The following is a 13581-nucleotide window of genomic DNA, read 5'->3' on the forward strand; positions in this document are numbered from 1 at the left end:
CGCCATCACACCATCACGAAAAGGAGAGTGGATATGGCCAAGGAGATCACTTGCGATCTGGTCGTGGTCGGATCGGGTGCTGCGGGCCTCGCCACCGCAATCACTGCACGCAAGCGCGGCCTCGATGTCATCGTGCTCGAAAAGGAGCCCGTGTTCGGCGGTACCACCGCGCTGTCGGGCGGGGTCTTGTGGATTCCGCTGAGCCAATATGGCCGGCAGCAGAACCCGGCGGACACCGTCGAGCGCGTGCGCGAATACATGATGAGCGAGACGGGCAGCCACTACGATGCCGCTGCGGTCCAATGCTTTATCGAGAACGGGCCGAAAATGGTCGAGTTCTTCGAGCGAGAGACCGAGATGAAATTCGTGCCCACGCTCTATCCGGACTATCACCCGGATGCGCCCGGCGGCGTCGACATCGGCCGCTCGATCCTCGCCGCGCCTTATGATATTCGCGGGCTGGGCAAGGACATGCAACGCCTCAAGCCGCCGCTCGAGACCATCACGTTCATGGGAATGATGTTCAATTCCTCGAACGCGGACCTCAAGCACTTCTTCCGCGCGACCAAGTCGATTGTTTCGTTCTGCTATGTGGCCCGGCGTCTGGCAACGCACATCAAGGAGCTGGCGCTTTACCGGCGGGGGATCAACGTAACGAGCGGCAACGCGCTCGCTGCGAGGCTCGCGAAGTCGGCGCTCGCGATCGACATTCCGATCCTCACTTCGACGCCCGTGAAGGAACTGCTGAGCGAGAACGGCAAGGTGGTCGGCGCGCTCGCGAGCGCAGCGGACGGTGAGCTTCGCGTCACCGCCCGGCACGGTGTCGTGCTGGCTTGCGGCGGCTTCCCGCACGATCTCAAGCGCATCGCGCAGGTCTATCCGCATGTGAAGCGTGGGGGTGAGCATCTCTCGCCCACGCCTGTCGGCAACACGGGCGATGGGCTGACCATGGCGGAGAAGGTGGGGGGTGCAGTGCAGCTTGGCTTTCCCGATGCGTCGGCCTGGATGCCTGTCTCAAAGGTGCCCATCGGCCGTGGCCGCACGGGCGTGTTCCCGCATCTGCTTGACCGCTACAAGCCCGGCGTGATCGGCGTGCTGCGCAGCGGTCAGCGCTTCACCAATGAATCGAACTCCTACCACGATGTTGGCTCGGCGCTGATCCGTGCCTGCGAGGGTGAGCGGGAGACGGCGATGTGGCTGATCTGCGACAAGGTGGCGCTGGGCAAGTATGGCCTGGGCTACGCCAAGCCCGCGCCGATGCCGGTGGGGCCGTTGCTGCGCAAAGGCTACCTCATGAAGGGAGAGACGATCGGCGAGCTGGCGCGCAATTGCGGAATTGCTCCTGATGCGCTTGAGAAGACGGTCCGTGCCTACAATCTCGATGCCGGGCGCGGAGAAGACCCGGCGTTCCATCGCGGCCGCACAACGTTCAACCGTTATCTCGCCGATCCTGACAACAAGCCCAATCCGTGCGTTGCGCCGATCTCGACTGGCCCCTTCTATGCGGTGAAGGTGGTGATGGGCGATCTGGGCACCTTCGACGGCCTCATGACCAGCGTCACCGGCGAGGTGCTGCGCGCCGACGACAGCGAGATTGACGGCCTTTACGCGGTCGGCAATGACCGGCGCAGCGTGATGGGCGGCAACTATCCGGGAGCCGGCATCACCCATGGGCCCAATATGACTTTCGGCTATGTCACCGGTAGCGCTATCGCTACCAAAGCGGCGACCTGCAAAGAGAAGGTACACACATGAGCCCTCAACCCATGTATCTGGCAAAGCCTCTCGTGGATTTCCGGGTCTACACGATCGCGCTGCGCAAGATGCCCGAGTTCATCGAGGTGTTTGACCGGCTCGCCATGCCGATCTTGCTCGAGACGCTGGGACACCCGCTCGGCTTTTGGACAAGTCTGGTGGGGCAGCAGAACCAGTTCACCCACCTGTGGGGGTATGACGATCTGGCGGACTACGAACGACGGTGCCTCGCACGCGATACGCATCCGGATTTCCCGGCCTATCTCAAGGCATCGGGCCATCTGATCACGGCACAGGAGACACGGCTCATTCGTGCCGCCGCGCTGGGTAGTGTCGCGGAGTAAGCCCATGTCACGTTGAAGCATTCGCGACGCACCAGCGCGGAGGACACGCATTCGCTCAGAATGCGCTACGACGTACCCAATGCCAGATCGCGATGCGCAGAGCTCTGGAATTCGCCGGGCGTCGCACCTGTCTGCTTGCGGAAGTAGCGGCTGAAATAGGCGCTGTCCTCGAATCCCAGACTGTGCGCGATCTGCTTGACGGTCATCCCCGAGTAGACCAGGTCGCGCTGCGCTTCGCGAATCAGATGGTCGTTGATCAGCGCAGTGGGAGACGAACCGAGTTCTTCGCGGCAGATGCGCCCGAGTTGTGGCGTGGTGACATCAAGCGCGTCTGCATAGAACTCGACCGGGCGATGCTCCCGGAAATGCTGGGCAATCAGCTCGCGGAAGCGTCTGATTTGCAGGCTGCGTCGCGCGGCGAGCGCGGCCACCGGCACGTTGGCATGGTCGATAAGCCGCGCCGCCTGTACAAAAAGTGCCATTAACAGTGACATGCCCGCTGCCGTATAGCCGGCCGCGCCACGGCGAAATTCAGTCTCGAGCAGATGAAAGAGCGGCATCAGCGTCTCGTCGCTGGCTGCTGGCCCGCGCACCGGAATCACGGCGGGGCGCTGGAGAACCGCGACGAGCGACGTTGAAACGGACTTTGCGATGGACTCCAGCGCGCGCTGTGCCGCCGTGACGACAAGGCCGTCGATCTCCGGCGAAAACACGAAACCGTGCACCACCTGCGCGGGAAGGATCACGAGGCACGGCGGGTCAAACGGTGTTTTTTCGCTCTCGATGACGACGTGACCATGGCCGCTGCGGATGTAGAGAAACTGCAGTAGCGCGTCGTGACGGTGCGCCGGAATGTTCCAGTCGTTCGGCCGGCTGCGCTCGGGAATCCACTCGAAATTGAATGCATCATGCCACGGCGGGCGCGCGGCCGACGCTTCTCCGTACAGCTCGTAACTAGGGATTTTCCTCATGTCGACTTCCCTCACATGTGCAGATTGTCCTGTTTTTCCACAGTTTTGTCCATGATCGGCCGACGCCGTCTGCCTATACTTCAGGCAGACGGAATCGATGGAAATTTTTCGTTGGAGACGCAGGACACGCTTTGGCGCAGGCCTTTCACGGTAGAGATTCGGATGACTAACTAAGCAGCAGCGCGAAGCGCAACCCGCTGAATCAAGCGGGCAAGGTAGGCCGTTACAGACCCTGACCATCCCGCACCGGCGGGTATGCCGCCGCAATAAAACGACATCAATCTTTGGAGACATCGCAATGCAAACGCTCGATCGCACCGGCCCCGCCGGCGCGCTGCCCCTGCTCGGCTGTCACGTTGCTGGAGGGCTGCAATGAAGACCTTCGAACGCATCGTCGATACTCAGGCCTTCATTGACGGCCAACGGTTTTCCCCATTTCAGCGGATCATTCTCGTACTGTGCTTTCTCGTTGTCGCCGCCGACGGCTACGACACGGCAGCCATCGGCTTCATTGCGCCGTCGCTCGTGCAGCAGTGGGGCATTACGCGCGTCGCGCTCGGTCCGGTAATGAGCGCGGCGCTGGTCGGGCTTGGCATCGGTGCGGTGCTGGCCGGCCCGCTCGCCGACCGGCTCGGACGCAAGACCGTGCTGGTGCTTTCCGTGGCGTTCTTTGGACTGTGGAGTCTTGCAGCGGCATTCGCCAGCACGATCGAGTCACTGACCGTGCTGCGCTTCTGCACGGGTCTCGGTCTTGGCGCTGCCATGCCCAACGCCGTCACGCTGATGTCCGAATATGCACCGACGCGCGTACGCGCGGTCGTCGTCAATACGATGTTCTGTGGCTTTTCCACTGGCCTCGCGCTCGGCGGATTCGCGTCAGCATGGTTGATTCCGCATTTTGGCTGGCAAAGCGTGCTGGTCGCGGGCGGTGTCGGGCCGATCGTGCTTACGGTTCTGCTGATCCTGCTCTTGCCGGAGTCCGTTCAGTTCATGGCGGTACGTCAACGTGCCGACGAGAAAATCGCACGCATTCTCGGCCGTATTGCACGCGGCACGACATTCGAAGGTTGCCGCTTCGTCGCCCCGGAGGGCGGCGTGAGCACGAAGCGCGAATCGGCGATTCGCGTCGTCCTGTCGCGGCAGTACCGCTTCGGGACGCTGATGTTGTGGCTCGCGTACTTCATGGGCCTGCTGATTTATTACCTGCTCACCAACTGGCTGCCCACGCTGTTTCGCGACACGGGCTTCTCCGGCGCGCGTGCCGCCCTGATGACGTCGCTTTTCCCGCTTGGCGGCGTGCTCGGTAACGTGTGCGTGGGCTGGTTCATGGACCGCCTCAACGCCAATCGCGTGATCGCGGCCACGTATGTGTTCGCCGCGCTAATGGTTCTGCTGGTGGGGCGCGGTGTCGGCCATCAGTTGTGGCTCGGCACGCTTATCTTCTTGACCGGGACATTGGTCACGAGCGCAGTCACGTCGATGTCTGCACTAGCCGCCGCGTTTTATCCGACGCACGGGCGGGCGACGGGCGTTGCCTGGATGCTCGGCGTGGGGCGCATAGGGGGAGTGGCAGGTGCACTGGTCGGCGCGGCACTGATGGGCTTTGGCTGGCAGATCGGCTCCGTGTTCAGCCTGCTTGCCGTGCCGGCGCTGGTGTCCGCGTGCGCGCTGTTCCTGATGATCGGGCGCGGTGTACTCGTTACGCAGACGCGCGCACAGCAAAGCGCGCCAATGCATTAGGCAACGTCATGATTCGTTTTGTCGTGAATTCGTGGCCAAATAATTAGGCATACAAATTAATAATTCAGTTTTGGAGAACCGCAGATGAAAAAGAAGCTTCTCGCATTGGCACCGCTGTGCCTGTACGGTGTGTCGGCCTGGGCGCAAAGCAGTCTGACGCTGTACGGTGTGCTGGACGAAGGCATCATGTTCAACAGCAACGTCGCTACCGGGCCGTCGAAAGGCGCGCAGAAGTGGTACCTCGACTCGCTCAACGGCATGTACGGCAGCCGTTGGGGCATGAAGGGGGCCGAAGACCTGGGGGGCGGCACGCGTGCGATCTTAACTCTCGAATCCGGCGTGAACCTGAATACTGGCGCCGCAGGGCAAGGGGGACTCCAATTCGGACGCCAGGCGGCCGTTGGTTTGAGCAACCGGCGCTTCGGTGACCTCACGCTGGGGAGGCAGTACGATTCGGTCGTCAACTATGCGCAAGCGGTCACGGTTCAAGGCTATCTGGCGAGCGAAGTTTTCCAGCATCCAGGCGACTTCGACAACACTGCGAACTCGCTGCGAACCAACAACGCGATTCGTTACGCGAGCCCCAACATCAATGGACTCACGTTTGGTGCCACGTGGAGTGTGGGCGGCCAACCCGGCAATATCAGCGGCAACGGTGGCTATTCGGCCGGTGCGGCGTACTCCAACGGCGTGGTGACCCTGGGGGCCGCTTACCTCTACTTCAAGAATCCTACCGCCGCCACCGCGGGCCAGGGCTTCTTCACGAGCAACGGCAGCGGGACGCAGCTGACCGGCATCCTGAACAAGGCTTATGCAAGTGCGAATTCGTATCAGGTGGCTGTAGCGGGCGGGCTGTACGCAATCGGACCGGTGCAGATCGGCGCGTCGTGGTCGAACGTCGAGTACGGCAATATCGTGGCACTGGGCGGTGCGAGCGCGAGGTTCAATAACGTTGATGCGGGTGTCAAGTGGGCGGTCACGCCAGCGTTCAGTCTCGGCGCGGCCTACGATTATGCGAAGGGCAACAACGTTCGCACGTCGGATGGCGCAAACGTCGGCAATCAGCATTTCAACCAGTTCAGTGTAATGGCCGATTACTTTCTTTCGAAGCGAACCGATTTCTACGCCGAGGGCGCGTACCAGATCGCGGCGGGAACGTCGTCCACAGGTGCGCCTGCAGTGGCCAACATCGGTAATGCTGGCGACTCGTCGAATAGCCGCCAGGCGCTCGTGCGCGTCGCGCTTCGCCACCGGTTCTGACGCATCGCTGCACGCATAATCCGACTCCTGCTCAGGCCACTGGCCACGCGCTCAAGCGATATCGCCTGGGCGCGTGGCCTTGCGCTGGGATACGCGCTCGTCTTGATCGCGCCGCAGGGCCGTCCGGTCGTGGACTGCTTCCGGTTGGAGATTAATTCCAGGCACTGTTAGCTTGTTGATTAATTCCCTGCCGTGCAGCAGCCGGATGCTGGCAACGTTGAGATCATTTTCGCCTGCGAAAGGCGTTTGGCGTAACGCCAGTGAATCGCTTGAAGAATCGAGTGAAATACCCGGGCTCCGTAAAGCCCAAAAAATCGGATACCTGATTGATATTGAGTGCGGTGTAGGTGAGACTGCGCTTAGCCTCGAGTAGCAATCGCTGATGGACGAGGGCGAGGGCGCTTTTGCCCGCTATTCGCTGACAAACCAAATTCAAATACACCGGCGTCACGCCCAAGCGTTCGGCGTAGCGGCTGATTGGAAAATGTTCGCGGTAATGTTTTTCGATCAGGCCGGAGAATGCCCTCAGGTGGGCATGGCCGCGATCCTGAGGTTCGCCCCTTTCCTCGCCTTGTTGATCCTGACGACTGACCCATACGACGAGCGCGCTCACGAGCGACCGGAGCATCAGGTCCCTTGAAGGCGCAGGAAGACCATATTCCTGATTCAACCGGACGCACAGCGTGTTCAGATAAGGCCGGTCGTTGCCAACTGAATAACAGCCTGGATACTCCAGCACGCGGCGGGGCGCATCGATTTGCTGTTGAAGCCAGTTCATCAGCGGCGCGGCAATAGTAATCACATATCCGTCGACTTCCGGAGAGAACTGGAAGCCATGCACGCACATCGGCGGGACGACCTGGACCGATGGCGTGTTTATCCGTGTCTTCTCGCCCTCAATTTCGAGTTGTGCCACGCCTTTCTGAACGTACAGGATTTGCGCGAGGTCCGCGTGCCGGTGCCGCCGGATTTCCCAGTCATGCAAGCTGCTTCGCTCGGGTATCGACTCGCAGTGCAGCAAATCGAGCGTGCTCCAGTCAGGCCCTTCGCCGTATAACTTGAAGACGGGGATGTCGTGCTGCGCCGGACGCTTCATGAGTTCATCACCGAGTTATCGGCCCCCATTGGACTTTTCAAAAGTCCAATTTTAATCGAAAAAATTGCCTTATCAGCGCTGCATATATCTAGAAAAATGCAATTCAACCGTGGCGCGAATTATTGGGGCTCGAAGAGTAAGGTAGCAAGATCACGGTATAGAGGAATACAGGAGACATCGGTCATGAAGACCAAGGTAGCGATCATTGGCGCCGGGCCGTCCGGCCTGCTTTTGGGACAGTTGCTGCACATGGCGGGCATCGACAACGTCATTATTGAACGTCAAAGCGGCGAATACGTGCTCGGCCGAATCCGTGCGGGCGTGCTCGAACAGGGCATGGTCGACCTCATGCGCGAAGCTGGCGTGAGCGAGCGCATGGATGTGGAAGGGTTGGTTCACGACGGCATCGAACTGGTGTTCGGTGGGCGGCGTGACCGGATCGACCTGAAAGCGCTCACGGGTGGCTCGTCGGTGCTGGTGTATGGGCAGACGGAGGTAACGCGCGATTTGATGGCGGCGCGCGAAGCAAGCGGCGCGACCACGATCTACGAAGCGTCCAACGTTCAGTTGCACGACGTGAAAGGCGAAGCGCCCTACGTCACATTCGAAAAGAACGGCGAGACATATCGTCTGGATTGCGATTACGTCGCGGGCTGCGATGGCTTCCATGGCGTTTCGCGCAAGACGATCCCTGCGGAAGTGCTCACGCATTACGAGCGCGTCTATCCGTTTGGCTGGCTCGGCATGCTGTCCGATACCCCGCCTGTCAATCACGAACTGATTTACGCGCATCACGAGCGCGGTTTTGTGCTCTGCAGTCAACGCTCGATGACTCGCAGCCGCTACTACCTGCAAGTGGCATTGTCCGAGAAGGTCGAAGACTGGTCCGACGAACGCTTCTGGCAAGAGTTGAAAACGCGCCTGCCGCAGGACGTGGCTGCGAGGGTGGTCACCGGTCCCTCGCTCGAGAAGAGCATTGCGCCGCTGCGCAGCTATGTGGTTGAGCCGATGCAGTACGGCAAGCTGTTTCTCGTTGGCGACGCCGCGCATATCGTGCCACCGACCGGCGCGAAGGGCCTGAATCTCGCCGCGAGTGACGTGAGCACGCTGTATCGGATTTTGAATCGTGTCTACCGCGACGGCCGCACCGATCTACTGGAAAATTACTCGCAGATCGCGCTGCGCCGCGTGTGGAAGGCAGAGCGTTTCTCGTGGCTCATGACGAACCTCCTGCACGAGTATTCGGAGCGCGACGCCTTTGACAAGCGCATGCAGCGTACCGACTACGACTACTATATGACTTCCAACGCCGTGCTCAAGACGATCGCGGAAAACTACGTTGGTTTGCCATATGAACCCATTGAATGAAGCAGTAGTGATGTTCGCTTGATTCGCACTCGCCGGCCATAAGGATGTATCTCGGGGTGCGCCGCCTGATACTCCAGGATCCCGCATCCATCTCTGCAGGAGACGTGGCGTCGGGCCGTCGGTGCTGACGCTCGATCCCGCATCGGTACGGGCCGGCATGACGTACAAAGGCACGGGTAATCATGTGGCTAGCCTCCCTCGGTTCAATGCGAACGGTTCTCAACTCGTCCCACTGCACTCGGCGCGATAGCGGATCGGCTGGGCGGTATGACGAGGGTGACGAACGCCACGCTGATTTGAATGCCGTTCACGCTAATCCGTGACGAACCCGGATTCATCCTGGCGTCCGCTGCCATATGGCAGGATAACTAATCAAGATTGCAGAGGCACCCGTGGACGAACAACTGAAGCGCAGCGCGCTCGCGTATCACCAGAATCCGAAGCCCGGCAAGATATCGGTCACGCCCACCAAGCCGCTCTCCAACCAGCTCGATCTGTCGCTCGCGTACTCGCCGGGCGTGGCCGCGGCCTGTGAGGCGATCCACGCCGACCGCTCGATGCGCAGAAGTACACCTCGCGCGGCAATCTGGTCGGCGTCGTGACCAACGGCACCGGCCGTGCTCGGCCTCGGCAACATCGGCCCGCTCGCGGCCAAGCCCGTGATGGAAGGCAAGGGCTGCCTGTTCAAGAAGTTCGCCGGCATCGACGTGTTCGATATCGAGCTCGACGAGCACGATCCGGACAAGCTCGTCGAAGCGATCGCCATGCTCGAGCCCACGCTCGGCGGCATCAACCTCGAGGACATCAAGGCGCCCGAGTGCTTCTACATCGAGCAGAAGCTGCGCGAGCGCATGAAGATTCCCCGTCTTCCACGACGACCAGCACGGCACGGCCATCATCGCCTCGGCGGCCATCCTCAACGGCCTGAAGGTCGTGGGCAAGGAACTCGGCAGCGTGAAGCTCGTGTGCTCGGGCGCGGGCGCGGCGGCCATCGCGTGCCTGGACCTGCTCGTGAAGCTGGGCCTGAAGAAAGAGAACATCCTCGTCTCCGACTCGAAGGGCGTGATCTACGAAGGCCGCGGCAATCTCGATCCGTCGAAGCAGCGCTACGCCGCCAACACCGACGCGCGCACGCTCGGCGACGCCATCACGGCCGCCGACGTGTTCCTCGGCTGCTCGAGCGCGGGTGTGCTCAAGCCCGAGATGGTCAAGGAAATGGGCGACAAGCCGCTGATCCTCGCACTCGCGAACCCGGAGCCGGAAATCCGCCCGGAAGAGGCGAAGAAGGTGCGCCCGGACGCGATCATCGCCACGGGCCGTTCGGACTATCCGAACCAGGTCAACAACGTGCTGTGCTTCCCGTTCATCTTCCGCGGCGCGCTCGACGTGGGCGCGACCACCATCACGGAAGAGATGAAGCTCGCGTGCGTGCGCGCGATCGCGGAGCTCGCCGAAGAAACCGACCAGGGCGACGAAGTGGCGAAGGCCTATGAAGGCCACACGCTCGAATTCGGCCCCGATTACCTGATTCCGAAGCCCTTCGATCCGCGCCTGATCATCAAGATCGCGCCGGCCGTTGCCCAGGCCGCGATGGATTCGGGCGTCGCCACGCGTCCGATCCAGGACATGGACGCTTACCGCGAGCAGCTTGGCGCGACCGTCTACCGTACCGGCATGGTGATGCGCCCGGTGTTCGCGGCGGCGAAGGCCAACAACGCGCGCATCGTGTTCGCCGAGGGCGAGGACGAGCGCGTGCTGCGCGCCGCGCAGTTCGTGCTGAACGAGAAGATCGCGAAGCCGATCATCGTGGGTCGCCCGTCGGTCGTGGAAATGCGCCTGAAGAAGATGGGCTCGAAGCCGCGTCCGGGCACCGACTTCGAGATCGTCGATCCGGAAGACGATCCGCGCTTCCAGAAGAGCTGGCAGGCGTACCACGAACTCGGCGCGCGCCAGGGCATCACGCCCGAGGTCGCCAAGGCTTCGATGCGCAAGTTCAACACGCTGATCGGCGCGATCCTCGTGCATCTGGGCGACGCGGACGGCATGATCTGCGGTCTCGTGAACAGCTTCGACTATCACCTCAAGTACATCGAGCAGGTGCTGGGCAAGGCCGCCGACGCCGACAACTACGCGGCGATGAACCTGCTGATGCTGCCGGGCCGCAATCTGTTCATCAGCGATACCTACGTGAACGAAGTGCCGAGCGCCGAGCAGCTCGCCGACATGACGATCCTCGCCGCGCGCGAAATCGAAAAGTTCGGCATCGCGCCGAAGGTCGCGCTGCTCTCGAGCTCGAACTTCGGCAGCGTGCGCTCGTCGACCTCGCAGCGCATGCAGGCCGCGCGCCAGCTGATCGCGCAACGCGCGCCGCAGCTCGAAGTGGACGGCGAAATGCACGGCGACGCGGCGCTCTCGGAGCTGATCCGCAAGCAGTCGTTCCCGGGCACGACGCTCACGGGCGAAGCGAACCTGCCGATCATGCCGAACGTGGAAGCGGCGAACATCGCATACAACCTGTTGAAGGTGGTGGGTGGCGAAGGCGTGACGGTGGGCCCGTTCCTGCTGGGCGCGTCGAAGCACGTGCACATCCTCACGCCGGCGGCGACGGTGCGACGCATCATCAACATGACGGCAGTGGCATCGGCGAATGCGGGGGTTGCGAAGGCGTCCGCGCGCTAAACCAGCAACGGCAGTGCGCCGCATGCAGGCGCACTGCCGTTGCTCTCGTGTTCACAACTTGCCGACGGTCTGAATATCTCCACGACTGAGGGGCCTTCGTCCTGGCAGTTTTGAATTTACATAATACCAATGTTCAATTTTTTTGATAGGCATACTAATCATCTGTTGACACAATGGGGGCCTCCGCCGGTTCAATAGCATTGCCGCGCGATGCGCGTCCCGGCCCGAGTCCGTGCTCCATCTCCACAGGGCGCTCAAGCGATTCAAGTGCGTCGCTTCTGCAGGAGTGAGAGTTTTCGTCCGGCACGGCATCCGAAATCGATACGAAGCCGGCGCAACCGGCAACATGCAACAGGCACTTCGATGAAAAGGCGCCCGCCCGAACGCCAGCGATGACCTTTTTCGCCGTTGGTGAGCCATCGACAGAAAGGACGGCGCTTCCGACAGATGGATACTGCGATCCCGCCCGTCTAACCGGAGGTGTTGCTAGCTTGAAACGACCGGGCGTGCGAGGGTCAACGCCGTGCGCGCGGCGAGAATGGCCCGGATGGTCGCCAGGCATTGCTCTGCCACCGGACTCGTGCTCTCCCGCCGCGACAATTGAAATTCGGGAGTTTTGACGCCCAGTTGTCTGCAGACAGCGGAAAGGTACGGTTTGGCTGACCCCGCACATCGTTCGATGGCGGCGGCAAGCGCTGCGTCGCCAACGTGCCGGCGCAGCCATTCGAGCGTTTGCCGGTCTTTTTCGTTGTAGACCCTGACCAGATGCTCCATTGCCGCCTCCCGATCATACTGTATAAAAAACACTGTAAATTTATACAGCTTTTGAGCTGATTGCAACCACCACGGATCACGTGATGACGGACGAAGTACATGTCTCACTTGCGCAGGCTGAGCTTAGCGCCGGGCGGTAACGAAAATATGAAATGCTCCGGCTGCGGCGCCTTGAGAACGAATCGCGGGATTCGAGCCATCGAAGCCCTCTGGCCGGTCTCCTGAATGCCCGTGGGCCATGCGGCCGGGCACCAGCGCGCACGCTGCGCGGGTTGCTCAGGTGAGGCGTCTCGTTTGGCGCCGCGGTACCCTGGGCACGAAGGGCTCGCTACCGCCGCTTTGCGATGTGCGGCAGCAGGGGCTGTCCTGATCCGGACGTTCGACGCTCCGGGCGCCGGGCAGCGCTGCCCGGCGAGCGCTGCGCGTAAAATGCGGCCTGCGTTGCCAACCTGACTCCTTCGGCCGATGTCTGTCTTCTACGATCGCAAGCAAATCACGGCATGGCTGGATCCGTACACCGTGTCCAAGGCGCGGGACTACGCGAATGCCGTCTCGGAACTGCGCTGGATTGCCGACGATACCCTCGGGGGTCTGGTGCAGGGCACACGCAGCCGGCCGTATGACGTGCGTGTCTATTTCCACGATGTCGGCGAAGACATGTGGGTTGAAGGGGAATGCACCTGTCCGGTCGAAGTTGGCTGCAAGCATGTGGCGGCGCTGCTGATCGCCGGTCTTGCGCATCTGCCGAAGCAGGCCGCCACCGGCGTGAGCCCCGAGCTGCTGAGCTGGCTCGAAGGCTTCCGGGCCAGCCACTGCGCGACGCCCGCCAGTGGCAAAAAGCCCGCGGACACCCGATCCACGCATGCGCTGGCCTATGTGATTGCCGGATCGTATCGCGGAAGCCCGGAGAACTGCCACCCAAGACCACGATCCTGCGCACCGTCGAACTCGGCGGCGCGCAGCGCGACCTCTATGAAACCGTGCGCGCCGCGATGCAGGAAAAGGTCCGCGCGGCCGTCACCGCAAAGGGCCTCGCCCGGAGCCATATCATCGTGCTGGAGGCACTCCTGAAGCTGCGCCAGGTCTGCTGCGACCCGCGGCTCGTCAAGCTCAGCCAGGCAGGCCAGATCCGCGAATCGGCCAAACTGGAACTGCTGCTCGGGATGTTGCCCGAGCTGATCGAGGAAGGCCGGCGCATCCTGCTGTTTTCGCAGTTCACCGGCATGCTGGATCTGATCACCACCGCGCTCAACGAGGCCGGAATTCCCTACGTGATGCTGACGGGCGACACCACAGATCGCGTCACCCCGGTCACGCGCTTCCAGCAAGGCGAAGTCCGGCTTTTCCTGATCAGCCTCAAGGCGGGCGGCGTTGGCCTGAACCTGACCGCGGCCGACACCGTGATTCACTACGATCCGTGGTGGAATCCGGCCGTCGAGAACCAGGCCACCGACCGCGCACACCGTCGTGGACAGGACAAGCCCGTGTTCGTCTACAAGCTGATCACGGCCGGCAGCGTGGAAGAAAAAATCGTCGCCATGCAGGAACGGAAGGCCGCGCTCGCCGACGCGATCCTGTCCGGGGATGCCGGGGG

Annotated in this window: 8 protein-coding genes and 2 pseudogenes; 7 read left to right on the plus strand and 3 right to left on the minus strand. The window is 61.8% G+C overall.

Going from position 1 to position 13581, the window contains the following annotated elements:
* Positions 1–12 precede the first annotated feature (12 nt).
* On the plus strand, positions 13–1755 hold the full coding sequence (locus BO1_RS37085; RefSeq protein ID WP_281179229.1) for an FAD-dependent oxidoreductase: 1743 nt from the start codon (positions 13–15) through the stop codon (positions 1753–1755).
* Entirely contained in the window at positions 1752–2099 is a 348-nt protein-coding gene (locus tag BO1_RS37090; RefSeq protein WP_028221900.1) for an NIPSNAP family protein, read from the plus strand. The genes BO1_RS37085 and BO1_RS37090 overlap by 4 nt, the downstream gene beginning before the upstream one ends.
* Before the next feature lie 65 nt (positions 2100–2164).
* On the opposite strand, the gene BO1_RS37095 is transcribed toward BO1_RS37090, so the two are convergent.
* The gene (locus tag BO1_RS37095) at positions 2165–3070 is read right to left on the minus strand and encodes a helix-turn-helix domain-containing protein (RefSeq protein WP_028221901.1); all 906 of its coding nucleotides are present in this window, start codon (positions 3068–3070) and stop codon (positions 2165–2167) included.
* A gap of 372 nt (positions 3071–3442) precedes the next feature.
* Here BO1_RS37095 and BO1_RS54300 point away from each other — a divergent pair, with 372 nt between their 5' ends.
* Together BO1_RS54300 and BO1_RS37105 are read left to right on the plus strand one after the other, a co-directional pair.
* Complete coding sequence (locus BO1_RS54300; RefSeq protein WP_043288146.1) at positions 3443–4810, plus strand: MFS transporter; 1368 nt, start codon at positions 3443–3445, stop codon at positions 4808–4810.
* 84 nt (positions 4811–4894) lie between these two features.
* Complete coding sequence (locus BO1_RS37105; RefSeq protein ID WP_028221902.1) at positions 4895–6070, plus strand: porin; 1176 nt, start codon at positions 4895–4897, stop codon at positions 6068–6070.
* Positions 6071–6293: 223 nt separating this feature from the next.
* On the opposite strand, the gene BO1_RS37110 is transcribed toward BO1_RS37105, so the two are convergent.
* On the minus strand, positions 6294–7166 hold the full coding sequence (locus BO1_RS37110; protein WP_028221903.1) for a helix-turn-helix domain-containing protein: 873 nt from the start codon (positions 7164–7166) through the stop codon (positions 6294–6296).
* Between the two features lie 183 nt (positions 7167–7349).
* On the opposite strand from BO1_RS37110, the gene pobA reads away from it, so the two are divergent.
* Together pobA and BO1_RS54305 are read left to right on the plus strand one after the other, a co-directional pair.
* The gene (pobA, locus tag BO1_RS37115) at positions 7350–8534 is read left to right on the plus strand and encodes a 4-hydroxybenzoate 3-monooxygenase (RefSeq protein ID WP_028221904.1); all 1185 of its coding nucleotides are present in this window, start codon (positions 7350–7352) and stop codon (positions 8532–8534) included.
* Positions 8535–8926: 392 nt separating this feature from the next.
* A pseudogene (locus BO1_RS54305) lies at positions 8927–11213 on the plus strand (NADP-dependent malic enzyme).
* 486 nt (positions 11214–11699) lie between these two features.
* Here the strand turns inward: BO1_RS54305 and BO1_RS37125 are convergent.
* Positions 11700–11987, minus strand: coding sequence for a hypothetical protein (locus tag BO1_RS37125; RefSeq protein ID WP_028221905.1), 288 nt, complete (start codon positions 11985–11987; stop codon positions 11700–11702).
* 908 nt (positions 11988–12895) lie between these two features.
* Here BO1_RS37125 and BO1_RS37130 point away from each other — a divergent pair.
* Positions 12896–13581, plus strand: a pseudogene (locus BO1_RS37130) (DEAD/DEAH box helicase); the annotation flags it as partial.

Source organism: Paraburkholderia oxyphila NBRC 105797, from assembly GCF_000685075.1.
Taxonomy (GTDB): domain Bacteria; phylum Pseudomonadota; class Gammaproteobacteria; order Burkholderiales; family Burkholderiaceae; genus Paraburkholderia; species Paraburkholderia oxyphila.